This is a genomic window from Variovorax sp. CAN15, from assembly GCF_030462475.1.
GTDB lineage: Bacteria > Pseudomonadota > Gammaproteobacteria > Burkholderiales > Burkholderiaceae_C > Variovorax.
The window spans coordinates 23,369-46,347 of the sequence record NZ_JASMRZ010000039.1 but is presented as its reverse complement, the minus strand read 5'-3'; the positions used below and the strand labels follow the sequence as shown (position 1 = coordinate 46,347).

General features: G+C 62.2%; 24 protein-coding genes and 1 pseudogene. 12 read left to right on the top strand and 13 right to left on the bottom strand.

Annotation, left to right across the window (positions count from 1 at the left end; genetic code table 11):
* From QMO14_RS21330 to QMO14_RS21285, 10 genes and pseudogenes are all read left to right on the top strand, one after another.
* A pseudogene (locus QMO14_RS21330) lies at positions 1-460 on the top strand (transposase); the annotation flags it as partial.
* Between the two features lie 257 nt (positions 461-717).
* Entirely contained in the window at positions 718-2,028 is a 1,311-nt protein-coding gene (locus tag QMO14_RS21325) for an ABC transporter substrate-binding protein (protein ID WP_367618163.1), read from the top strand.
* A gap of 77 nt (positions 2,029-2,105) precedes the next feature.
* Positions 2,106-2,987, top strand: coding sequence for a branched-chain amino acid ABC transporter permease (locus QMO14_RS21320; RefSeq protein WP_056581653.1), 882 nt, complete (start codon positions 2,106-2,108; stop codon positions 2,985-2,987).
* Positions 2,984-4,000 (top strand): branched-chain amino acid ABC transporter permease, encoded by a 1,017-nt coding sequence (locus tag QMO14_RS21315; RefSeq protein ID WP_056581651.1) that lies wholly within the window; start codon positions 2,984-2,986, stop codon positions 3,998-4,000. The genes QMO14_RS21320 and QMO14_RS21315 overlap by 4 nt, the downstream gene beginning before the upstream one ends.
* Positions 3,997-4,791 (top strand): ABC transporter ATP-binding protein, encoded by a 795-nt coding sequence (locus tag QMO14_RS21310; protein WP_066123746.1) that lies wholly within the window; start codon positions 3,997-3,999, stop codon positions 4,789-4,791. Before QMO14_RS21315 ends, QMO14_RS21310 begins: the two co-directional genes overlap by 4 nt.
* Positions 4,785-5,510, top strand: a complete 726-nt coding sequence (locus tag QMO14_RS21305) for an ABC transporter ATP-binding protein (RefSeq protein ID WP_081266255.1) — start codon at positions 4,785-4,787, stop codon at positions 5,508-5,510. Before QMO14_RS21310 ends, QMO14_RS21305 begins: the two co-directional genes overlap by 7 nt.
* Before the next feature lie 13 nt (positions 5,511-5,523).
* Entirely contained in the window at positions 5,524-5,823 is a 300-nt protein-coding gene (locus QMO14_RS21300) for a DUF6166 domain-containing protein (protein WP_082548887.1), read from the top strand.
* Between the two features lie 67 nt (positions 5,824-5,890).
* On the top strand, positions 5,891-6,682 hold the full coding sequence (locus QMO14_RS21295; protein WP_081266375.1) for a sterol desaturase family protein: 792 nt from the start codon (positions 5,891-5,893) through the stop codon (positions 6,680-6,682).
* A 29-nt stretch (positions 6,683-6,711) separates the two neighbouring features.
* Positions 6,712-6,900 carry a hypothetical protein gene (locus QMO14_RS21290; RefSeq protein WP_081266257.1) on the top strand — a complete coding sequence of 63 codons (189 nt, stop codon included), beginning with the start codon at positions 6,712-6,714 and terminating at the stop codon, positions 6,898-6,900.
* A 166-nt stretch (positions 6,901-7,066) separates the two neighbouring features.
* Positions 7,067-8,965: a propionate--CoA ligase gene (locus QMO14_RS21285; protein WP_056581650.1), complete on the top strand. Its 1,899-nt coding sequence runs from the start codon at positions 7,067-7,069 to the stop codon at positions 8,963-8,965.
* 200 nt (positions 8,966-9,165) lie between these two features.
* Here the strand turns inward: QMO14_RS21285 and QMO14_RS21280 are convergent, their stop codons facing one another.
* The 9 genes from QMO14_RS21280 to QMO14_RS21240 all read right to left on the bottom strand — a co-directional run bounded on the left by QMO14_RS21280 (position 9,166) and on the right by QMO14_RS21240 (position 16,563).
* A complete protein-coding gene (locus QMO14_RS21280; protein WP_056581648.1) occupies positions 9,166-11,157 on the bottom strand; it encodes a relaxase/mobilization nuclease and DUF3363 domain-containing protein in 1,992 nt (663 codons plus the stop codon).
* Between the two features lie 448 nt (positions 11,158-11,605).
* The gene (locus tag QMO14_RS21275) at positions 11,606-12,202 is read right to left on the bottom strand and encodes a S26 family signal peptidase (protein ID WP_301509566.1); all 597 of its coding nucleotides are present in this window, start codon (positions 12,200-12,202) and stop codon (positions 11,606-11,608) included.
* On the bottom strand, positions 12,199-12,744 hold the full coding sequence (locus tag QMO14_RS21270) for a DUF2840 domain-containing protein (RefSeq protein ID WP_056581644.1): 546 nt from the start codon (positions 12,742-12,744) through the stop codon (positions 12,199-12,201). The genes QMO14_RS21275 and QMO14_RS21270 overlap by 4 nt, the downstream gene beginning before the upstream one ends.
* Positions 12,741-13,025, bottom strand: coding sequence for a hypothetical protein (locus QMO14_RS21265; protein WP_056582611.1), 285 nt, complete (start codon positions 13,023-13,025; stop codon positions 12,741-12,743). The genes QMO14_RS21270 and QMO14_RS21265 overlap by 4 nt, the downstream gene beginning before the upstream one ends.
* Complete coding sequence (parA, locus tag QMO14_RS21260; protein WP_056582609.1) at positions 13,022-13,660, bottom strand: ParA family partition ATPase; 639 nt, start codon at positions 13,658-13,660, stop codon at positions 13,022-13,024. The genes QMO14_RS21265 and parA overlap by 4 nt, the downstream gene beginning before the upstream one ends.
* Positions 13,661-13,913: 253 nt before the next feature.
* Entirely contained in the window at positions 13,914-14,747 is an 834-nt protein-coding gene (locus tag QMO14_RS21255) for a replication initiator protein A (protein WP_056582606.1), read from the bottom strand.
* A 26-nt stretch (positions 14,748-14,773) separates the two neighbouring features.
* Positions 14,774-15,055: an AlpA family transcriptional regulator gene (locus QMO14_RS21250; RefSeq protein ID WP_013721771.1), complete on the bottom strand. Its 282-nt coding sequence runs from the start codon at positions 15,053-15,055 to the stop codon at positions 14,774-14,776.
* Between the two features lie 83 nt (positions 15,056-15,138).
* Positions 15,139-15,906 carry a DUF2285 domain-containing protein gene (locus QMO14_RS21245; protein WP_056581641.1) on the bottom strand — a complete coding sequence of 256 codons (768 nt, stop codon included), beginning with the start codon at positions 15,904-15,906 and terminating at the stop codon, positions 15,139-15,141.
* A 309-nt stretch (positions 15,907-16,215) separates the two neighbouring features.
* On the bottom strand, positions 16,216-16,563 hold the full coding sequence (locus QMO14_RS21240; RefSeq protein WP_056581638.1) for a DUF2958 domain-containing protein: 348 nt from the start codon (positions 16,561-16,563) through the stop codon (positions 16,216-16,218).
* 215 nt (positions 16,564-16,778) lie between these two features.
* Here QMO14_RS21240 and QMO14_RS21235 point away from each other — a divergent pair, with 215 nt between their 5' ends.
* Positions 16,779-17,072, top strand: a complete 294-nt coding sequence (locus QMO14_RS21235; protein ID WP_056582604.1) for a helix-turn-helix domain-containing protein — start codon at positions 16,779-16,781, stop codon at positions 17,070-17,072.
* Positions 17,073-17,452: 380 nt separating this feature from the next.
* On the opposite strand, the gene QMO14_RS21230 is transcribed toward QMO14_RS21235, so the two are convergent.
* Positions 17,453-17,767: a DUF736 domain-containing protein gene (locus QMO14_RS21230; protein ID WP_013517162.1), complete on the bottom strand. Its 315-nt coding sequence runs from the start codon at positions 17,765-17,767 to the stop codon at positions 17,453-17,455.
* Between the two features lie 735 nt (positions 17,768-18,502).
* Between QMO14_RS21230 and QMO14_RS21225 the strand changes: the two genes are divergently transcribed.
* Positions 18,503-19,021 (top strand): GNAT family N-acetyltransferase, encoded by a 519-nt coding sequence (locus tag QMO14_RS21225; protein WP_056581635.1) that lies wholly within the window; start codon positions 18,503-18,505, stop codon positions 19,019-19,021.
* 129 nt (positions 19,022-19,150) lie between these two features.
* On the opposite strand, the gene QMO14_RS21220 is transcribed toward QMO14_RS21225, so the two are convergent.
* From QMO14_RS21220 to QMO14_RS21210, 3 genes are all read right to left on the bottom strand, one after another.
* Complete coding sequence (locus QMO14_RS21220) at positions 19,151-19,360, bottom strand: hypothetical protein (protein WP_056581629.1); 210 nt, start codon at positions 19,358-19,360, stop codon at positions 19,151-19,153.
* A gap of 62 nt (positions 19,361-19,422) precedes the next feature.
* Positions 19,423-21,486 (bottom strand): ParB/RepB/Spo0J family partition protein, encoded by a 2,064-nt coding sequence (locus QMO14_RS21215; RefSeq protein ID WP_056581626.1) that lies wholly within the window; start codon positions 21,484-21,486, stop codon positions 19,423-19,425.
* Positions 21,487-21,551: 65 nt separating this feature from the next.
* A complete protein-coding gene (locus QMO14_RS21210) occupies positions 21,552-22,382 on the bottom strand; it encodes a DUF932 domain-containing protein (protein ID WP_056581620.1) in 831 nt (276 codons plus the stop codon).
* Between the last annotated feature and the right edge of the window lie 597 nt (positions 22,383-22,979).

The following is a 22,979-nucleotide window of genomic DNA, read 5'->3' as shown; positions in this document are numbered from 1 at the left end:
GGTCAACCGTTCGCCGGCAGCCGCATGCCGCGCCACATGCTCAAGGCACGAGGCTTCGAGGTCGGGCGCAAGCACGTGGCGCCCCTCATGCGGCGCATGGGCATCAAGGCGCTGTACAGCAAGCCCAACACGAGCCGCAGCATGTGTGATCTACCCGTACCTGTTGCGCGGCCTGGCGATCGAGCGTGCGAACCAGGTCTGGGCGATGGACCTGACCTGCATCCCGATGGCACGCGGCTTCGTGTACCTGGCCGCGATCATTGACTGACATAGCCGCAAGGTCCCGGCCAGGGACGTGTCGATGTCGATGGAAGCGGACTTCTGCGTGCGCGTGCTCGACCATGCGATCGCGCGTCACGTCAAGCCGGAGATCTTCGATACCGACCAGGGTTCGCAGTTCACCAGCATGGTGTTCACCGAGCGGCTCAAGGGCGAGGGCATCGCCATCAGCATGGGCGGTCACACGAGATGCCCACCGCGTCGGTCGTGCGTTCGCGCAAGCGACGCCCGCCCGCCACCGTGGACATCTCTGCACTGCGGTCAACCCCGGCAGCGTTCCACTTGTCGTCGCCCGACTCGTGTTCAGACCGATGGGGCCACCTCTCGGCCGCACATCCTCTTAGTACCTCATTTCAAGGGAAAACCCTCTATGAGATACTTTTGCCGCTCATGTAATATACTTGTGTCATGCAAGTTGGCATATGACTGCGAAACTGCATGACATGGATTGGTCCTCATCTATCTGTGTCATGCAAAGGAGACAAAATGAAGTTAAGTCGGCGGACTTTTACCCAAGCAACCCTGGGTGCGGCGGCGATATCTGTGGGTGGGCCTCTGTTTGCGCAGGACCGACCTCTGCGTCTTGGCCTGTTGGCGCCGCGATCAGGGGTGGCTGCCTTCTTGGGGGAGGACAGCATTCGAGCCGTTCGGTGGGGGGTGGACCGAATCAACCGGTCGGGGGGGATTGCAGGTAGGAAAGTGGAGCTCGTCATTCAGGAGGAGACCACTCCCAAGGACACAGTTGAGCGGTTTCGCCATCTGGCACTGCAGGAGAAGGTGGACGCCATTCATGGACTGATTTCTACCGGCGTTACTCTGGCAGTCGCCCCCGTCGCAGAGGATGAGCGTGTTCTGCTCCAGTGCTGGGATGGAACGACACAAAACGGAGTGCAAGAGTCGATGCCAAAAACTCGTTTTGTGTTCCGGTCGACTGACAACGAGTGTGAAGCAGTGATGAGTTCGCTCATGGCCATCAAACGCTTCAAAGGTAAGTTCGCAACTATTGCAGGAGTGAATTCCGACTATTCGTATGGGCGAAACTGCTGGGAAACGTTCAAGACGTTGTTGTCTCGCTATGACATCGAGGCCAAGGTTGTTTCTGAGCAATGGATCCGGGTTGGTGCCACCGATCTCACGACGAACGTGGCGGCATTGAACGCCGCCAAGCCTGATCTGATTTTCAATTCGCTCTTCCTCTCCGATCTTCCTATCTTTCTTCGGCAGGCCTCCGCGGCAGGTCTGCTGGCCAACGCAAAGATCGTGTCGACCGTGGCGGGTGGTCAAATCAATGACCTGCGGTCCAGTTTCGTTCCCGAGGGTGCATTGCTGGGGCAGAACACCTTCTACTTTGACTTGCCCGGAGCATCCGAATTGCAGAAGTCGTTTGTTGCGGAATACAGGGACCGCTACAAGGCCATTCCGACCTCATCGGCTGACCGCGCCTACTTCAATCTGATGGCTTACAAAGCCGGTGTCGAGAAGGCGGCGAAGGCTGCCGGCCGCTGGCCAAAAACTGATGAGATCGCTGATGCCATTGCCGGAAACGACATCGAAAGTCTAGGTGGCCGAGGGCGTTATCGGGCCGACAAGATTGCCGAACAGATGTTCTACCAAGGCTTCAGTAAGAACAGTACTCAGCATGAGTACCCGGGGCTGTCCGATATTACCGCCGCGTTTTCTGATCAATTGCAGAAGCCTGCAGGCGCAGACTACTGGAAATGGATCAAGACTGCAGATTTCCGCGTGTAATTATTCGTTAGCGGAGTGTGCTTTAAGCGTACTCCGCTAAGTTAAAAATTCCGTACACGCATGAAATGGATGCTTCAATGCAGTATGCCAACCTCTTTTTAGCCGGTCTCTTCCAAGCCGCGATTTTGTTTCTTGTCGCCTGCGGTCTGCAACTCATCTTTGGCGTTCAAAAGGTCGTCAATCTTGCCTGTGGTTCGTTCTATGCGCTGGGAGCGTTTTTTGCTATTACGGCTGTCGGCCTCTTGCACCAATGGCAAATGCCGATGATTTTTCTTGTTCCAGCACTTGTGTTGTCTGGTGTACTCGTTGGAACAGTCGGAGCTCCGTTAGAGTTGTTGTTACGTCCCGTATATAGGCGAGACCCTAGCTATCAACTTTTGCTGACCTTTGGTCTTTTGCTGATGTTCCAGGATGTTTTTCGTTTTTTCTGGGGTGCTGCACCGAGATCAATGGACAGCTCTCTATATGGAATATATGGAACGATCGACATAAGTGGATTGCAGATCCCTGTATATAACTTTCTTGTCATTGGAGCGAGCATCCTAATCGCAATGATTTTAGGATTGTCACTCAAGCGAACCCGTATTGGACGGATCGTACGGGCTACGGCTGAAAATCGGAACATGACTGAAGCATTGGGTGTTAATTCATCCAAAGTATTCACAATGGTTTTTACGCTGGGCTGCATTCTAGGAACTGTGGGTGGGGCATTGGTTATTCCCACTTCGGCTGCCTCTATGACCATGGCCGCTGAACTCGTGGTGGAGGCCTTTGCAGTTGTTGTGATCGGGGGCTTGGGCAGCATGGCTGGGGCTGCTGTTGGCGCCATCATTGTCGGGCTCATGCGGGCGTTCGCAGTTTCGTTAGCTCCTGAAGTGGAGATTCTCTCCATCTATCTAGTTGTCGTTGTTGTCCTCTTGATTCGCCCTGTTGGATTGTTTGGAAGGAGCGCATCTTGAGCGCAGTATTTGACGTAATTTCTCCGAGAATTCGGCCTCGGCCGAAGCCGCGGTTGCTTAACGGCGTTATTCCATTTGTTGTGTTGCTAGCTGGACTTGCAATTGCACCTTTGATGCTAACGCCGTACAGCACCGTGATGCTTATGCCTGCCTTGGCATTTGGAATCGCTCTTCTCGGCATGAATCTTCTGTTTGGCTACACGGGGTTGCTGTCCTTTGGCCATGCAATGTTCTTGGCTGTAGGGGCATACGTGGCGGCCGCAGCGACCCAGGCGGGCGTTCTCCACTTTGAGTTGATCTTGATCGCAGCAGCGAGTTTGGGAGGACTATTCGCATTGGCGATTGGTGCTCTCTGTGTCCGTTTCACACATATCTTCTTTGGCATGCTCACACTTGCGTTTGGCATGCTTCTTCACTCTTTCCTGTTCAAGTTCTACAACTTGACAGGAGGTGATCAAGGTATGCGTGTCCTGCGGCCGATGTTACTGGGGCAGGATTGGGATATGACTGCGACTCAGTTTCTCAGTGGTCCGTTCTATTACTACTGTTTGATAGTTTATGTGCTGCTCGGATTGCTCACCTGGCGCATCGTCAGTTCGCCTCTTGGCCTCCAGCTGCGCGCTATTAGAGACAATGAGAGCAAGGCTCGGTACCTTGGCGTACGTGTCTATCGCCTCCGACTGTTTGCCTTTGTAGTGTCTGGCGTTTTCGGTGCAATCGCTGGCGCGATGTTGGGGGTTTCCACTGGACTTGCTGATCCGGAGCTTGCGTATTGGCCTCAGTCAGGCAATCTTATTTTCATGATGATTCTTGGGGGGGCTGGAACCTTTGTGGGGCCTGGGGTAGGGGCGCTCATTTTTGTTCTGCTGCATGAAGTACTGGTATCGAGTACGGCCTACTGGAGATTTATGTTGGGTGCTACGTTGGTGTTTCTCGTGCTTGTGCTTCCAGAAGGATTGATCGGCACGATTTCCAATCACTTGCAACGTCGTGTAAGGGGAGATGCCCAATGAGTGCCATGTTGAGCGCATGCAATGTATCCAAATCTTATGGATCGTACCAAGCTCTAAAGAATGTGTCTTTGGAGATCGGAGGCGGTGAATTCGTGTCAATAGTCGGCCCGAATGGAGCAGGGAAGACCACACTCGTCAATGTGTTGACGGGGTTGGCGGCCCCCTCCCAAGGGACGGTGCATTTCATGGGAAATAGTATTGCTGGAGTAGGTCCGGTTAAGTTGGCTGCGATGGGCATGGCCCGTTCATTCCAGCTGGTCAATATTTTTCCAGAGGTGAGCGTTTGGGAGACGATCGCAGTTGCTGTAAGTTCAAGGTTGCGTAGAGCTTCGAATCCATTACGAACATTGACCAAAGATCCTCAGATCGAGGACGAAGTTCAGCATATTGCTGGAACACTTGGCTTGCATCACAAGCTTTTTGAACGAGCTGGTTCTCTCTCACAAGGAGAGAAAAAACTCCTTGATATCGCCAGCGCATTTGCACTTCGTCCTAAGGCCATCCTTTTAGATGAACCTACTTCGGGCGTCTCAAGTGGAGACAAATACGGGATTATGGAACTGTTAGTGAAGGCGGCACGCTCGGAAGGGGTGAGCGCCATCATTCAAGTCGAGCATGACATGACACTGGTCGCACGTTACTCGCATCGGGTGATCGCGCTTCAGGAAGGGCGTGTGATTGGAGATATGTCTCCGGATGTTTTCTTTAAGGACTCCTTGATGCTTGAAGCAGTGATCGGCCCTGTCCACAGTAGTCAGAAAAAAAACGAGGGGGAACACCAGCCATGCTGAACGTGTCCGAACTGACCGTGGACATCCAGGGAAGTCGAATTCTTCGAGGTATCAGTCTTGAGGTTCGCGCCGGTGAACTGGTATGTCTTCTCGGCAGAAATGGAGCGGGAAAGACCACCACTTTTCGGTCGTTGATGGGCTATCTTCGGCCCGTTTCCGGGCGCATCTCGTGGGAAGATAAAGATCTTGCGCGCTTGAGCACATGGCAGATTGCGCAACTGGGCATTGGCTTTTCCCCTGAAGAATCGGAAGTGTATGCCGACCTCACGGTCGAGGAAAACATTGAACTTCCGACGTGGACTCGTACCTGTGGCAGACCTGCTGCGGAGCGCATTTCGGAAGCATATCGTATTTTCCCCAAGCTGGAACGATACCGTAAACGCGGGGGGGCAGAGCTTTCGGGTGGCGAGCGCAAGATGGTATCTATCGCCCGCGCATTGGCTCTCGACGCAGAACTCCTTTTACTCGACGAACCTTTTGAAGGTCTCTCACCCGCCATCATTCCACTTGTAGCGGAGGGAGTCGCCGCGATTCGCCAATCTGGGAAAGCCATTGTGATGGCTGAATCCAATTTGCATCATGTTCCAGATTACATAGATAAACTAGTGGTGATTGAGCGCGGTGAAATTATTTACACGGGCTCGTTGAGCGGAGCTCTCGGGGACGTGGAGGTTATGAAAATTATCGCGGGTGCCGTGGATGCGGAACCTCAAACTTGACCAGGGGCGAGATATGAAGACATATACGGGCGATCGAACTATCGATGGAATTAAAGTGCTCGCCGATGGCCAATTGTTGCCTGACCGGACCGACCTGCGTCGCTATGCGGAAATGGGGTTCGAATGGGGGTACGAAGGTGCCGAGCCGCGGCAGTTGGCTTTCGCTCTTCTTTTGGATCACACCGGTGACTTGAATCTTTCCGCTGATTCTTGCGAATCTTTCATGAAGGTCATGGTTGCAAATTTTGATAATGAGTGGAGCATTGCTTCCGCAGATATTGAAAACTGGCTACGAAGCAAGTCAAGGTATTGACTGCGGCTGAAATCGAGTGTTGTTGGCAGGCATGCCCCTGTTGGGGTGAATTTAATTGGAGGTTTTCATGGAGCTTCAATCTACTATGATGAAGGAACGCCAGCGTCGATATCGCAAAGAGTATCGACATCGTGTGGCGGGTTGGTACCACGGTTGGCTGCACTTGGCGATCATTGCCATCAGCGGTTTCACGGCGCTCTACATCTATGCTGCCAATCTTCGCAACGTCCAACTGTGGGAATGGCTGGCCTTGCCATTGGGTTTCATGGCTTATCAACTCACCGAATACTTGCTGCATGCGCATGTAATGCATCGGCCTCGCAAGAACGTCATTTTCCGGGCGCTCTATGTGCGACACACATTGATGCATCATCAGTTCTTTACGCGCGAAGAAATGCGTTTCGCGGATCATAGAGATTGGCGTGTAACGTTCTTTCCCCCTTTCACAATGATCGTGCTTACCTTGCTGTCTCTCGTGCCATCGCTCGTCGCTGGCTGGATTCTCTCCCCTAATTTCGGCTGGCTGTTGATGGCCGCGCTGACGGGTAGCTACATGTTCTATGAACTCGTTCATTTCTCATGCCATGTGAACGACAACTGGCTTATTCGAAATACGCCGATTATTAATACTGCGCGCCGGCATCATACGGCGCATCACGATCATCCATTGATGATGGAAGTTAATATGGGTATCGGAACCCCTATTTTTGATTGGTTGTTTGGAACCTCCGATCTCAAAAGAGGATTTTGGGGTCATATCTTTAACGGCTACAGCACGCGTTATTTGAAGCAAGATCTTCGAAAAACAGTTCGTACACCCAATTCAAATGATGGCGTTGTGAAATCGGCAAGCTTCTAACATGACTGCCAAATATCCGGAGTGATTAAATGCCAACTAAATTCAAAGTAATTATTTCCATACTGATTTTGATGCTCTTCGGGGTGATAGGTTTGTATGAGTTTTCGATTGATCTTCGAACGGCTGGTTGGGCTGCATTTTTCTTGGGCGGGTTTATGGTGTTTTCGATCTGGATTTTTCCTGAGGTAAGCAGGGATGATCCTGTCGACGCCAATTGAGCGGCAGAGGGGTGCTCTGATTACTTCTACTTCAGATCGGATTAAGAAAATGTTCGCTCTCAAGGCAGACGCAGATGTGTGGTCGTTCTGTTTGATTTAGAACAAGTTCGTTGGTACAGCTTTGGCGGCCAGTGACGTCATACTTAACTTAACCTAGTACATCCTGATGAGATTCAATGATTTTCGCAATCTCTCCATCGACGACCGTGATGCCTTCTGGACCGAACAGGCCGGGTTGGTGGACTGGCACAAGCCCTTCGACCGGGTGTGCAACCACGACAACCCACCGTTCGCGCACTGGTTCGAGGGCGGGCTGACCAACCTGTGCCACAACGCGGTGGACCGGCACCTGAAAGACCGCGCAGACCAGAACGCGCTGATCTACGTGTCCACCGAAACGGACACCGAGCGCACCTACAGCTTCCGGGAGCTGCATGCCGAGGTCCAGCGCATGGCGGCGGTGCTGCTGGGGCAGGGCGTGAAGAAGGGCGATCGCGTGCTCATCTACATGCCCATGATTCCCGAGGCCACCTTCGCGATGCTGGCCTGTGCGCGCATTGGCGCCATCCACTCGGTGGTGTTCGGGGGGTTCGCCAGCCATTCGCTGGCCAACCGCATCGATGACGCCGCCCCTGTGGCCATCGTCAGCGCCGATGCCGGATCGCGCGGCGGCAAGGTGGTTGAGTACAAGCCGCTGCTGGACGAAGCGCTGCGGCTGTCCACCCACAAGCCAGCGTCGGTGGTGATGGTGAACCGTGGCCTGGCGCCGATGAGCCTTGTGCCCGGGCGGGACCACGACTACGCGGCCCTGCGCGAGCAGCACCTGGACGCACAGGTGCCCTGTGAGTGGATGGAGTCCACCGCCATCAGCTACACCATCTACACCAGCGGCACCACGGGCAAGCCCAAGGGCGTGCAGCGCGACACGGGCGGGTATCTCGTGGCCCTGGCCGCCAGCATGAAGCACATTTTCATGGGCGAACCCGGCGAGACCTACTTCTCCACCAGCGACATCGGCTGGGTGGTGGGGCACAGCTACATCGTCTACGGCCCGCTGATCGCGGGCATGGCGACCATCCTGTACGAAGGCCTGCCGATCCGGCCCGATGGCGGCATCTGGTGGCGCCTGGTGGAGAAGTACAAGGTGACGGTGATGTTCAGTGCGCCCACCGCCGTGCGCGTGCTCAAGAAGCAGGACCCGGCCTACCTCAAGCAGTACGACCTCTCCAGCCTCAAGGCCCTGTTCCTGGGCGGTGAGCCGCTGGACGAACCCACCGCGCGCTGGATCAGCGACAGCCTGGGGGTGCCCATCATCGACAACTACTGGCAGACGGAGAGCGGCTGGCCCATTCTCACCATCGCCAACGGTGTCGAGAAGAAAGCCAGCAAGTTCGGCAGCCCGGGTGTGCCGATGTATGGCTACAGCGTCAAGCTGCTGCACGAATCCACCGGCGAAGAACTCACCGGTGCCGATGAGAAAGGGGTGGTCGTCATCGAAGGGCCCACGCCACCGGGTTTCATGCAGACGGTCTGGAAGGACGACGCGCGCTTCGTCAACACCTACTGGAAGAGCATTCCCGGCAAGCTGGTCTACAGCACCTTCGACTGGGGCATTCGCGACCAGGATGGCTACTTCTACATCCTGGGCCGCACCGACGATGTGATCAACGTGGCGGGCCACCGCCTGGGCACGCGGGAGATCGAGGAAAGCATTTCCAGCCACGCCAATGTGGCCGAGGTGGCGGTGGTAGGGGTTGCCGACCAGCTCAAGGGGCAGGTGGCGATGGCTTTCGTGGTGGCCAAGGACAGTTCTTCGCTCTACGACGATGCCTCGAAACTCAAGCTGGAGGGCGAGATCATGAAGCGGGTGGACGAGCAGTTGGGTGCCGTGGCGCGCCCGGCACGGGTGCGCTTCGTGACAGTGCTACCCAAGACCCGCAGCGGCAAACTGTTGCGCCGCGCCATCCAGGCCGTGTGCGAGGGGCGCGATCCGGGTGACCTCACCACCATGGACGATCCTGCTGCGCTGCAACAGATACGTGCATTGTTGGTAGAAGAATACTAGAAGAAAACACACCGGAATTGCCGAAACGTGCCTCACTTGCGTACGGTAGTAGCAAAGCTTTGAAGTCAGCCCTCTGTCACAAACAGACGGAGAGAGTTGTGCAGTCCATCACCTCGGTATCAAAGCCAACACACGGTAAAATCCCAGTGATTGCTGGCCCGAATGAGGGGGCGTGTTGAATCTCTGATTTGCTCCATTCATCATTGGATGGACAGGTAGCGCCGTCGCCCGATCTTCCATGACACGCTCCCGCCTCGCATTGTGGCGACGAGTTGCTGCCCCAGCCGCTGTTCAAGCACCGGCTTCCAAGGCACCAAGCTGAACCCCATACCCTCATCGAGCAGTGCGTAGCGTCCGCTGGCAAGCATCACGCTGCGCCGGTAGATGCCGGCCACGCGCTGGCCGTCAGCCACGGGGCGATACCCCAAGCCGGTTTCGGCGGCAATGTCCTTCGCGGCGAGCGTCAGTTCCCGGTCGCGCAGCGTGCCCAGCAGGTTGCGCGCCAAGATCACGCGCTGCCCGCGCCGCTCGGCCAGCCCCTGTTCCGTCAGGAAGTTGGCACGCTGCTGCATTGCCTGCTTGGCCTCGCTACCAAAACCCAAATCACCCAAGCCGGAGCCGCCGCCGATCAACTGCTGGTCGAGCCAGGTGGCGCCGATGACGCGAGCTTGACGCTCAATGGGCAGGTGCGATTTTAGCTCCACGGCCACGCCGCCCAGGCGCTGCGCGTCGTACTGGCGGCCACGCTCGGGCAGGTCGTCCGGCACCTTCCATAGCCCCTCGGCCACGCGCTCCACGATGCCAGCCCGGCGCAGGGCTTCCAGGCGCCGGACATGGGCTGCCACGACTTCTTGCGGATCGCGGCCAGGGACAGTCTGCCCTTGCGCGATGGCAAGGTGATGGTCGGTGCGGTACAGGCCATTGCTTGCCATCGCGGCGATGGTCTTGTCCGCCGCCCGTATCTCGGCAGAGCCTTTCACCTCGACCACCGCGCCCATCGGATACTGCTCCAGTTTCGTCCTGGGCGACAGCGCGACGTAGTGCGCCTTGCCGTCGATGCCATCGACCACGAGATAGCCCCGGTCGTACAGTTCGTCGGCCAGCCCCTTGCCCGCTACGCGGCCGATGATGGAGTGCCCATCTTCGGCCGGCTGGAACACGGCCAGGTCGCGCTGCCTGCCGCCCATCGCACGTTGCATGGTGCGGATGATGTCGCCGCGCTCGCCCATCGCCCGCAGGGTGGACTCAGCTTCGGCGTGGACGGCACAGGTGCCAGGCTGGGTTTCCGTCGCCAAGCCCATGCGCTGAAGCCGTTGCAGTCGCCCGACCAGCAGCAGGCGCTGGCGCTGCAGCTTGGGATCATTGAAGCGTTCGATTTTCACCAATCCCTCTACCGCTTCACGCTGCAAGGTTCGATCCAGAGAAGTCCAGCGCTCCTGCTCCACCTCGCGGGCCAGAGTGCGCTGGATCTCCAGCTCGGTGCGTGGCCCGAGCCATTCGGTGGCCAGCTCCATCGCCCGCTCGCGCATCCCGCGGGTGATGTACTCCTGCGAGATGATGAGGTCTTTGCCCGTATCGTCCTTGCCGCGCAGCACGACGTGGGTGTGCGGGTTGTCGGTGTTCCAGTGATCCACCGCCACCCAGTCCAGCCGGGTGCCCAGATCAGCCTCCATGCGCTGCATCAGGTGGCGGGTATAGGTGCGCAGGTCTTCGAGTTGGTCGGCATGCTCGGGCGAGACGATGAAGCGGAACTGGTGACGGTCGCCCCGCCCGCGTTCCTCGAAAGCTGCCGTGTCCGCCTCGTCGGTGATGGTCCCATAGGCCCGTCCCTGTTCGCCCTGGCGATCCACGCCTTCGCGCCCGATGTAACGCAGGTGCTGCACCGTCGATTTGCCGCTGGCCTGCTGCAAATACACCAGCCGAACCTTGACCGTGGCCCGGCGTGAATAGGCAGTCAAGGACTGGCCCGTGAAGCTCGCCGCCGTATGCCCGCGCCCCAGACGAGAACCAGGCGCCTTGCCGGTGGTTTTGCCCCTCACCTTGCCACCCATTCCGCGCTTGCCGCCTGTAACGCCAGCCGCCTTGCTGGTCTGACGCAGCACCTGCGCAATGAAGGTGTCGCCGCGCTGCTTCGGCTTGCCTGGCCGCACGCGGAAACGGTCATCACCATCCGAGTTTCCGCGCTGGCTCATGATGCGCCTCCAGCCAAGCCCATCGCGCCCGAGCGGATGCGGCACACGGTGTTCCCAATGCCTGCATGGCATTTGCGCTGTTGGCGGCACGAAGCCACCCTGTGGCGCGTGCTGCCCCAAACCCATGTGCAGACTGGCTTTGCGCGCACCGTGGTGCCGCGCCCTTCAATCTTGCCTTCCGCCTTTGCCCCTCGCTGGCGCTCCGGGCAGCGGCGGCCCGGCGGCGCTGCTGCACGAGCAGCCAGCACGCCGGCGAACGCAGCGACGGCCACAGGCCGGGCGCGTTCGAGGCAAGACACCTGCACGTTGGACGGCTGCGCCGAAGGCAGCGCGAAGTGCGGCGCGGATGCGCTCGCACTGCACGCGCGACGACACGGCGACGGCCAGCAGCACGACACGCCCGATGGCACGACAAGATGCACGGCAACGTGCAGCAAGTCGGCGGCCATCATGGGCGGGACTCCAGCCAGACCGGATGCGCGACGCCAATCACGGCGCCCACACTGACCGGCCCGAAATACCGGCTGTCGAACGACGCCGGGTTGGTCACACTGAGCAGGAACAGTTCACCGGGTTCGAGGCGACGGCACTGCTGCCAGGATGGCAGCGGCCGGCCCCAGCGGTCGGCAGGCAGCACAGCGGCCGAAGGCACGCCGTCGATGCGGACGATGCGGCCAGTGATGCACACCTCCTGCGGCGCGATGGCGCCCACGCGCTTGAGCAGCGGCACGCGCGCCGGCAGGTAGCCGCGCTGCGCGGCCAGCGCGGCGGCGTCTGGCGGCAGCGTGGTCAGGACGATGCTGCCCACTTCCAGCCGACGCGGCAGCGAGCCGGTGCCGTGGCGCTGCGGATTGACGCGATACCAGCCGACCGCCACGCTGTCGGACGGGTTGTAGRTCAGGCGCGGCAGYGGMTGCACGAAGGACGCCCAGGCCAGCGCAGCGAGGCCGCAGRCGGACAGGCCCGCCAGYACGAKGCGAGCGCGCAAACGTGCGCGGGGCGAGCGAGGACGCGACGCGGCGCCGGCAGTCGAAACGGCGGTCATGGCAGTGCCCTCCCGGTCAGCCAGGCGGCGTGCCGCTCGGCGGTGTATTCGGGCAGCGGCAGACGCGCAGCGAGCCGGTTGGCGAGCGTGCGCCAGTACACGGGCGAAGCGGCGGATGGCGCGATGCCTAGCGCCTCGATGGCGTCGATGCGCTCCAGCACGGCGCGCACCTGGTTCTCCCCCTCGGCGTGCAGCAGCAGGCGCGCGCCCGGCTGCACGCCGGGGATGCGCTGCGCCGCATCCAGCGGCGTGCAAGCCTGCATCACCATGAGCTGCCAGCGGATCGTGCCGTAGTCGTTGGCCTGCCAGCGGATGCGGCTGAACATGGCGCCCGGCAGGAACACCGCGCAGCGCCGCCAGCGGTCGAGCTGGAGCGTGCGCGCAGGTTCGCCGAAGCGCAGGTAGAGCTTGAAGCGCGGTTCGATGTAGGCCAGCGCCACGCGCGTCAGCGGCGTGCTGGCAGGCTGGCCGGAAGGTGCTGCGTGCGCAGCCGTGGCCGCGCACGCAACAGGCGCGGCGGCAGACGAAACGGATGCAGTCATGGGGTGTTCTCCCTGCGGTGCTCTGGAAACTCCCGCTCCAGCAGGCCGCGCAGCAGGTCGGCCACGGTCACGCCCTGCGTGAAGGCCGACACCTTGATGCGCGCCCGCATCGCGGGCGTGATGTCGAGGGTCAGGCGAGCCGTGTAGAGGTCGCCCTTGCCCAGCGCATCGGCATCGCCCTGGCGAATCCACGCCTCGGCGTGCGGATTCGCGGGCGGACGCGCGCCGATGCCGACGCGCTTGGCCGTGCGTTTGCTGTTCGGTGGCGGCGTCGTTGTCATGTCGTCCACCGCAATAGTTCATCGACCAGCGCAGTGATTTCGCGTGCGGCGGTGCTGTCCGGCGCCGTCTCGCGTGCAAGCCGGCCAGCGGCGACGCTGTCGGCGAACACGATGCGCTGATGCACTTCCGCGCGCAGCGCAGGAAGCGGTTGGTCGGCCAGAGCCTGGCGCGCTTCGCGCCCGATCACGGTGGTGCTGACGCGCCGATTGATGACGAAGGCCGCGCGCAGCGCTGGCCGAAACACCTGCGCCTCACGGATCAGCGCCACCATCTCCGCGCTGGCCCACAGGTCATAGGGGCTGGGCTGCACGGGAATCAGCACGCGCTCGGCCGCCAGCAGCGCGGAACGCGCCAAGGCAGCGATCCTGGGCGGGCCGTCGATGATGACGTGATCGGCCCGCCTGGCGAGTTCTGGCGCCTCTTGGTGCAGCGTTTCGCGTGCGAGGCCCACGGCGCTGAACAGCCTTGGCAAGCCTTGCTGGCTTCTGCGCTGTGTCCAGTCTAGCGATGAACCCTGCGGGTCGGCGTCCAGCAGCATGACATGCTGCCCGCGCATCGCCAGCTCGCCGGCGATGTGCGTGGCGAGCGTGGTCTTGCCCACGCCGCCTTTCTGATTGAGCAGAGCAACGATCATGGCTTGGCCCTCCATGCTGGAAAGCCGGGCTTTTGCTGCTGCCTTTCATGCCGTGTGGTGGTTATCCACCGTGGCGCGGCGCTTCTACTAAAAGTTAGAGAATTTAAGTTAGGGAAGTTAGAGGGACGCGAAACCCAGTGCTGGCGCGGGTTTGCGGCCGATTTTGTTGCCTGATAGCACGAGGATTCGTTGCCTGATAGCACGACACCTCTGTTGCCTGATAGCACGAGTCCATCCACAGACTCTCCCGAAGTTATCCCCGTGCCGTTTGCGGCACGGGCCGGAAGGTCAGCAGCGGCGAGGAAATCCCGGACGCGTGCTCGATGCCCAACAGGTAGCCCGGCAAGGCTTGCCGCGCCACCAGCGCCCGCAGGTCGGCGGCGAAGTCGTAGTAGCGCGCCACGCTGCCCGATTTGCGGTACAGGTGCTGGAAGTCGAATTGCCAGCCGCCCGGCTGCCGCCCGCCGTGCTTGCGCACCAGGCGGTACAGCCACCGCTCGATGCCGCCCGTGAGCCGGAAATACGCCGGGTCGATGGTCAGCACCAGGGCGGCGTCGAGCACGCCGGCAAAGAACCAGTCCGGCAGGATCAGTTCGAGGCCCAGCGGCGTGCCGCTGGCATCGGCCAGTTCCTTCCACTCGTTGATCCAGGAAAACCGATGCAATCGCCGCCCGGTCGTCTCGCGGATGGACGTGGCCACCGTGGTCGATTGCAGCCGATCCAGCGCAGCCTTGAGGCGCTGGTAGTCGCGCAGCGACGTACCGCGCCCAATGAAGCGCAGCACCTCGTAGGGGCGTACCTGCATCAAGCGCGAAGGCCGCAGGCCCGCGTCGCGCGCCTCCACGATCTGGCTGGCGGCCCAGATCAGGATGTCGGCATCCCAGATCGTGGCGATGCCGTGCTCCTGCGTGCCTTCCACGCGGATCGTCACGTTGCCCGCCCGGAAGTCGATGGGCTTGACCCGTTTGGACTTCGCCAGCGAGAAGAACGGAAAGGCCATCAAGTCCTGGCTGTCGCGTGGCGCCATGTCGCCCGGCAGCGCGCGAAACAGGTCGAGCTGTTCGCGCTCCTGCAAGGGTGTGGACATGGCGAAGGCCATCCACGCGCCGCCGATCAGCGCGCACGGCTGTCGGCCGAGTGGTGCTCGGCGTACTCGGGATCGGAAGTCGTCTCGAAACTGCGGTCGGCGGCCCAGGCATCGAGGTCGGCCACGGCGTACATGACCCGCCGGCCGAACTTGCGAAAGCGCGGGCCGCCGCCGATCACGCGCTGCTTTTCCAGCGTGCGCGGCGACAGGCGCAGGTACTCGGCGGCTTCGTCGTTGGTGAGATAGCGTTGGGGCTGCGCGGCAGCGGTCGAGACAGCGGCGGCAGGCCGCAAGGGAGCAGGACGCATGGTGTGAACCTCCATAGCTTTCAAAGCTCCGGCCACACAGCGCAACCGGATGGAGGCAGTCTCAGAAAACGCGGCCCACTTGCTCAGGGTCGTTTTGCGTCGCCTTCAAAACGACCCTTCTCAAGCGGCGCAAGCTGTGCTAGGCGGCGATAGCCGCCGCGCATCAGCGCATCGCCACGCCGCACCAAGCGGCGCACCTTGGAGCGCAAGCCGCCGTCGGCGTACCAGTCGGCCACGGCGTCGGCACCGAACAAGCCTTCGCCGACCTCACGCGAGGACGCGCCCGCCAGGGTCGCGTCGAGCGCCTGCAAGGTGTGCAGTTCCAGCAGCGCGGAAGGTGTTGGCCTGGGCGTGGCGGCGAAGGTCACGCCGGGCACATGACCGCGCACAGGCGCGGCAGTGCCGCCGCGATGGGCATAGGCGACAGCCATGCCGTCTTCCAGGCCGGGGGCCAGCGCAAAGCGCAGGCAATGGCCTGGGCTGCGCGCGATCAGCGCCAGCCGTTTGCCGTCATGGAGCAGTTGCTTATGGCCAGGGATGCGCCAGAACGCGAAGATCGAGGCATCGGGTGGCGGATCTTCATCCGGGTAGAGCTGCACCATCGCAGCGTGGCCGGGCAGCCAGGCCGGATGCGCGTCGCGCGCATCCAGGGCCGGGTCTTCCAGCAGGCGCAAGCCCCAGCGTTGCGCCGCTTCCTGTGCCGCCTGCGACCGACGACGATGGCGCAGCCAGTCGAGCCGGTAGTCGGGGTGCCTGCGCAGGTACTCCCAGGCGAGCGCAAGGCTGTCCAGATGCAGCACGTACAGATACGCGGCAGTCGGATACCAAGGCTCGGCGGCGCGGTCGGCCATGACGCAACCTCCTGGGAACAGGAATCGCCGCCACGGCTGGGCTACGCGCTACATCGCCATCGTCAGAACGTCATGGGTAAAAATGGTGACTGGGGTTGTCAAGACCGATTGGCTCCGATGCGTTGCGGTTTCCGTCTCAATGCGGCGGTGGCAGCGCCCCGACCGTGGGACGCCGTATCGGCCAGCCTGCCGCAACCCAAGCCAGGCATCATGACTGTTTCGATCAGACTGGCCGGGGTATGCCGCAAGAATCCCGATTGAGACCTGCCCGGCATGACGCCAGACTGAAAAAGTCACAGTAGGCCGTATTCAGTCCGGGATCGCTCCGTCGCGCTCGGCCAGCCGGGTGTATTCCGACAGCGTGCGCGTGGGGCGGAAATAGAGGTCGCGTAGCACGGGCTGCTGGCGCGGCCCGACGATGCCGGCCAGGTCGGACAGCTTCACCGTCCCCAGCTCTGGCATCCCCAGCCCGAGGTCGATCAGGCCGTAGGCCGTATCGCCGTCCGCAGGATCGAGCGCGGCCAGCAGCCAGGTCACATGCGCGTCCGGCGTGAACAACCGCACCACGGGCACCGGGTCGATGGCCTCGCCAGCGGCGCGGGCCTTGCCGTGGGCCAGCAGGCGCGCGCGGTCGTCCTCGGTGATGAGTGCCGTCATGGCGCCACCCTCCGGCCGCACGAATCCGCCGAAGCGCAAAAGCGCAAAGCCGTACCTGCGGATTTGGGCATAAACACGATGGCGGTTCCGTGATTTCGCGCCTTTGTTGAAACCCGCAAATGCGGATTTCTGTAGAAGCGCAGAACAGTGAGCTTTTGATGAATGAGTTAAAGATAACGTGGTTTTAATTGTGCTGCGAATCGACGCTTCTGTCCATGCAGAAGCGATCCGTCCAGCCCGGCCGACCGGCCGGCGCCACCACCTTCGACGCCGAGCTGGCTCAAGCCTTCGGCGCGGCGGTGCGTGCGCTGCGCACGGAACGCGGCATCGCCCAGGAGACGCTGGCGCACCTGGCCGGCGTCGAGCGTTCGCACATGGGCAAGGTGGAGCGTGGCGAACACCAGCCCACGCTATCGCTGATCTTCAAGATTGCCGGCGCGCTCGAATGCAGCACGGCGGTGCTGATGAGCGAGGCTGAAAGCCAGCTCGCGGCAGCGGCCCAGCCGTAGGCGCTGGCCGGGCCGATCCGGCGCAGCCGGTTCGGCGGCATCGAGGGGCGCCAAGCATCGCGCGGCGGGGATAGCCCACAGGGCTTTCCCCTGGAGTGCAAGCGCCAGCGCGTAGCGCCGCAGGCGCGAAGGCGTGAGGGATTGGAGCCGAATGGCCGTGACGGCTTGCCGGCACGGGGCGCAGCCCGAAAGCCCGGCGGCGCTTGCAGCGCCGACACGCCATCCTGGGCTTGCTACGCCACGGGCTGCGGGCCATCCACCGATGAATACCGGCCCTGGTGAACATGCCAAGAGGCACCCGTTGCCGAACCCCGTGCGTGCGGTGCTGCGATGAGCAGCACAGCGCCCCGCCGCAATGGGCGGGGCGCTGTGGGCGGCCGTCAGGCCGCCTTGGGCTTGTTGCGCGACCAGATCAGGTCGTGCGTGCCGTCCTCGTTCTCGATCAGGCGGGCATAGACCGTTGCCGGGAATGAAGGATCGTCCAGGGTCACGGACACGTAGGGGCGTCCGGCCTCGCTGGTTTTCTTCCACGCCGCGCCGATGTCGTGGCCAGCCGCTTGCAGGCGGAAGTCGGGGGCGCTCTCGTTGTTGCCCTTGTCGTTGGGAACCAGCTTGACCTTGACGTTGAGCGTCAGGGTGCGGAGCTGGCCGTTGAAGCCGTCTTTGTCTGCGGTGAAGGTGCCGATGTTGGCCATGATGATTTCTCCTTTCGGGTTGAACAAGGTCGCGCCAGTGCGTCCTTGTTGTGATCCGTCCGGCGGGGGATGGGCTGGCCGCACCGCGCAGCGGTCGCAACACCGTGGAGAACCTGGAGGCGAAAAGAATTTGTCCCGCGAGGAATGCGCGCAGCGCAGGGGAAATTGTTTTCGCTGGAAGGTTGCGGCCATGAAGCCCAAGGCGCAGCCGCGCCACCGCCAGGATTCACAACAAGACAAGGACGCACAGGCCGCCCGCTCCCGAATGGAGACAGGGCCGACTCGGCATCCCCGCGTGACGGCTTCACCGGCTTGCGCCCTGACGCGGGCCAGGTCAATGCCCCGACGACAAGGCCAGAGCGCCCCAGCCGCAGCTCGCGGCACATGCTTGAGGCGTGGTGAGGAAGCTCCATCGGGCGAGGCCGAGCGGTGTGTCGGTGAACCGTCCTTCGTGACGTACAGGCAACGAATCGCCAGCGTCGAGGACGGCACGCTTTTGCACAACCTGCCGCAGCAAGCCGGGGCGTAGCCCCACAAGCTCCGCCCATTGCGGCGGGGCGCAGCCTTCCTCGCAAGCGAAGCGCGCAGCGCCACAGGCGCGAAGGCGTGAGGGATTGAAGCCGAATGGCCGTGATTCGGCACGAAGCACGGGGCGCAGCCCGAAAGCCCGGCGGCGCCTCGCGCCGACACGCCCAGGCCGTTCTATATTTTCAGGAAGTAACCCAAGACAAGCCCATGACTCTCCAGCTCCGACACGAAACCCCGGACGACATTGCTGCCATCGAAGCCGTCACGACGGCCGCTTTCGCCGATGCGCCGCACACCAGCCACACCGAGCAATTCATCGTGCGCGCACTGCGCACTGCCAACGAACTGACGCTTTCCATCGTGGCCGAAGAACACGGCCAGATCATCGGCCATGTGGCCCTGTCGCCCGTGACCATCACCGACGGCCACGGCCGCCAGGCTGAGGACTGGTACGGGTTGGGGCCGATCTCCGTCCTGCCGCAAAGGCAGGGGCACGGCATCGGCTCGCGCCTGATGGAGCAGGCGCTGTCTGAACTGCGGGCCATGCAGGCCGCAGGCTGCGTGCTGCTAGGCGATCCCGCGTATTACGCGCGTTTTGGTTTTCAGGCCCATGCGGGCCTGCAACTGCCGGGCGTGCCGCCCGGCTACTTCATGGCGCTGGCCCTGCATGGGCCAGTGCCCGAAGGCATCGCGCGCTACAGCGATGCCTTCAACGCCACCGCCTGAGCCACCGCGAAGGCGGCGGCGTTCTGACTCGGCTGCTGGCCTTGAACACCGGGCGCGGCCACTGCCGCGCCCGGATTTTGCGTCCACCGCGCCCAGGACGGAACGGCCTGGGCGCGGTGCTGAACGCGGTTATTCCTTCGTCTCGATGAGCCACCACACGGCACGCGGCAAGGCGCGGCCCGTGATGGGGTGAATGTCGGTGAGGTCGGCGCGGGCCGACCAGCCCGAGGGCGGGCGGTAGCCGCGCACGTCGCCATCGTCGTGCCAGCGGCGAGCGCGTACCGTGCTGGGCGCGTAGATCGCCGCCATGCGCGGGCGGCTGCTGGTGATGCGGGTCATGGGGGCTTCTCCTTGCAGCGAAGCGCCCCGGTCGAGGCCGGGGCGCTTGCCTTCGGCGCGGGTCAAGCGGCCAGCGCCTCGGCGGGTTCATCCGCCATTGCCTCGGCATCCTCCGGGGCATCCTGCGCCTGCGTTTCCTGCGGCGCAGCTTCCGGGCCTTCGGTCTTGAAGATGGCAGGCATCCAGCCCGTGCCATCGGCCAACCGCTCGGCTTCGCTGGCAATGTCGGCCTTCTTCAACTTCGCCAGTCGCGTGACGTGCTCGGGCGCGTACTGGCCCACGGCTTCCAGAATCACGGCCTTGGAAACGTGCTTGAAGTAGCCTTCTGCGGTCGGCTTCCACCATGCAGCCATGTCGAGGCCCACGGCCTGCGCCAGTTCCTCGCCGGGCTGGTGCGGTGTGGCACGGGGCGTCACCACGTCCACCGTGGAAGCCACGCACACGGCCAGCAGCCGCACCAGTTCATCTTGCGGCTTCGCCAGCAGCGCGGCAAACAGTTCGGCGCTGTCCTCCGGCAAGGCTTCGCCCGCCACCTGTTGCAATTCGCACAGCGCCACGGCGGCGGGAGTTTCCGGCCAGTCCGGGGCCATGCCTTCCAGCCGGTCTTGCACTTTGAGGCCCACGCCCAGCGGCAGAGAATCACGGCTGCGGCCGTAGCGGCGTTCCTGCAAGACGGTCTGCACCATGCCATGCACCACGGCGGCCAGCGCGGCTTGCGGATGCCGGGCGACTTCGATTTGTAGCGCGGCGGTGCGGTGGGCGCTCAAGCGTTGCGCCAGCCGGTCGGACATGGCGGCGGTCTTGGGTGGCTCGTCGTCCTCGCCTTCGTCGTCGTTCGCGGCTTCGCCTTCGCTGCCGAAACCTTGGCGCAGCCTTTCCAGCGTGCGCAGCGCCTTGGCCTCGGCCTCGCGCATCAAGCCGCGATGAATCACGGCTTCGCCGTTGCGGTCGATGGTGACGATGGCACCGGCTGCGGCCTTCACGGTCGCGCCGTAGTCCTGCAAGCCATCTTCCAGCACCTGCAACTGCTCGCCCAGGGTTTCGCCTTCCTCCTGCAAGGCGTCGGCCTTTTCCTCATCGTCAGCGTCCAGCGCAGCATCCACGGCTTCGGCCAGTTCGTGCATCTTGGTTTGCAGCTTCTCGATGCGTGCGGCTTCACGCTTGTTCGGTTCGCGCCGCTCCTTCGGCGCACGCTGGAAGGCGTGCAGGTCGGCATGGGTCACGCCTGGCGTGGCATCCACCCATGCCCAGCCTTCGGCCTTCACCTCGGCAGCAATGCCCGTCAGCTTATTGAACGCCAGCCCTTCCAGCAGCGCGGCATCGGTCAGATACACGCCCGCGTCATCTTCGGCGAACAGGTCACGGCGGATGCCACCGCCTGCGGCCTCGTAGCTGTCCAGCCCGACGAAGCGCACCAGCGGATGCCGGTAGGCGTCGATTTCCCTTTCGGTGAGGCGTTCGCGCAGGTTGGACGGGTGACGCTGCCAGGTTGGCGCATCGTAGAACGCGCTTTCCTGCGCGGCGTGGTCATCGGTGATGGCAAGGGCCATCAACTGGTCAAGGCTCACGGCATCGGCGCGATAGTCGGCCATGAGGCGGGGCGACACGTTCGCCAGCTTCAAGCGGCGCTGCACCACCAGCGGCGTAACGGAGAAATCCGCCGCAATGTCCTCGATGGGGCGGCCTTCGGCCACCAGCGCCGCGAAGGCTTCAAACTGGTCTGCCGGGTGCATGGCTTCGCGCTGCACGTTCTCGGTGAGGCTGGCGGTGCGGGCGGTGCCATCGGCCACCAGCAGGCAAGGCACTTCCCATTCCTTGCTGATTCGGTGCTTTTTCGCCAGCAGCTTGAGGGCTGCGAGGCGACGGCCACCGGCCACGACTTCGTAATGCTCGCCATCGGCGGATGCAATCACGATCAGGTTTTGCAGCAGGCCGACACGCTGGATGCTTGCGGCAAGTTCGGGGATGGACATGCGCGGGGTCTTGCGCACGTTGCGGCCCGTGGGGCGCAGCACCAGCCGCGACAGTGGAACCAGAATCAGGTTCTTGGTCGGGTCGGCGGCTTCCAACGGGATAGCGGCGGCGGTATTGACGGCGCGGGCTTCGGTTTGGGTAACGGCGTTCATGGTGAATCTCCAATCGAGTGAAACAAGGGAATGGAGGGGAACCGCCCCTCCGGCGGGGAAACGGTTCAGGCTTTCAACTGGCGCAGGCCATCGGCCAGCATCCAGAGGGCGCGATTGAGGCGCACATCGGAATCAATGCCCTGCACCGGGCGGGTCTGCTGGCGGCGTCCGTTGGCGCTGCGGCCATGCAATCCGCCTTTGGTCAGGTTTTCCTGCGTGCGGTTGAACACGCTCCACAGGTCGGGGCGGCGGTCGTCGAACCGGCGCGGCATCAAGATTTGCGATTCGGTGATGGGCGCGGGCTTCTTGTCGGTGGGGTCGTACTTGAGGGCCAGCGCGGAACGGGCGAACACTTCGGCTTCGCCTTCATCCAGCGTGATAGCGCGCATGGCATCGCGGGAATCCTTCACCCGCTCGAAGCCGCTCAACACCTCGAAAGCGCCTTCGATGACGGAACCGGCTACGTCGCCCTTATGGGGTACGCGCACGTCCGCCACGGTGTCGCCGCACACAAGACCATTGCTGCAAACGAAGCGGAACATTCCGGCCAGCATCTGATAGCTGCTGGTGCCGTCATGCGAGTTCAGCAGCACGATTTCGTTGGCCTCTGCGCCGTTGATCTGGCTGGCGTGGCGCAGGCGCAGCATGTGTTTCGTGTGCTCGCGCTTGCCTTCATCGCGCACGCGGGTCTGCGTCACCATGAAGGGTTGAAATCCCTCCTTGCGAAGCTCGGTCAGCACGGCGGCGGTGGGGATATAGGCGTACCGCTGCGAACGGCTTTCGTGCGGGGCATCCGCGAAGATGGACGGGGCCACGCGATGAATCTGGTCATCGGACAGCGGGTAGTCACTGCGCAGCGAAGGGGAGCGGGAAGCGAAACGGGATGCGAGTTGCATGTCTTTCTCCTGAACAAAAAGGCTGTTGAAGAAAACCGCACACCGGATTCCTAGATTCGGAGCCCAGCCTTTCGGCTGTTCGGTGCGGTCGGCACGAGGAACCCGGTTGGCCCTGTTGCCACCGTCTTTCCTGAGTTCATCGCCCGCGACGGTCAGGAGCGCGCGAACGGGCGCCGTCAAGGAGGCAAGCGCAGGGTTGGTGCGGCCCGCAGGCGCAGCCGAGGACACGGCCCTGCGCGCCTTGACGGCACACGGGCGCGGGCTACAGTCGCGGTGAAGGTGATGAAGTCAGGGGAGACGGCTGGACAAGGCAACGGCCTTCCCCACACGCCGACCGCACGGCAAGCGAAGCGCGCAGGCCCGAAGCTGGAAGCCGGGCCGGAGGCGTCAGCCGAGCGGAGCGAGGGAACGATGGAAGCCCGTCAGGGGCGAGACGCCGCAGGCGGCTCGATGCGCAGCACGACAGCGCGACCGGCCATCTCCCAGGTGGCCGGGGACGCCCATGCAGTTTGGGCATCGCGGGATTTGTCTTCGGCGGATTTTTCGCGGACAATGTGGGCAAGGCCCTGTCCGCCTGAGCTTCGAGCGGCTCAATCA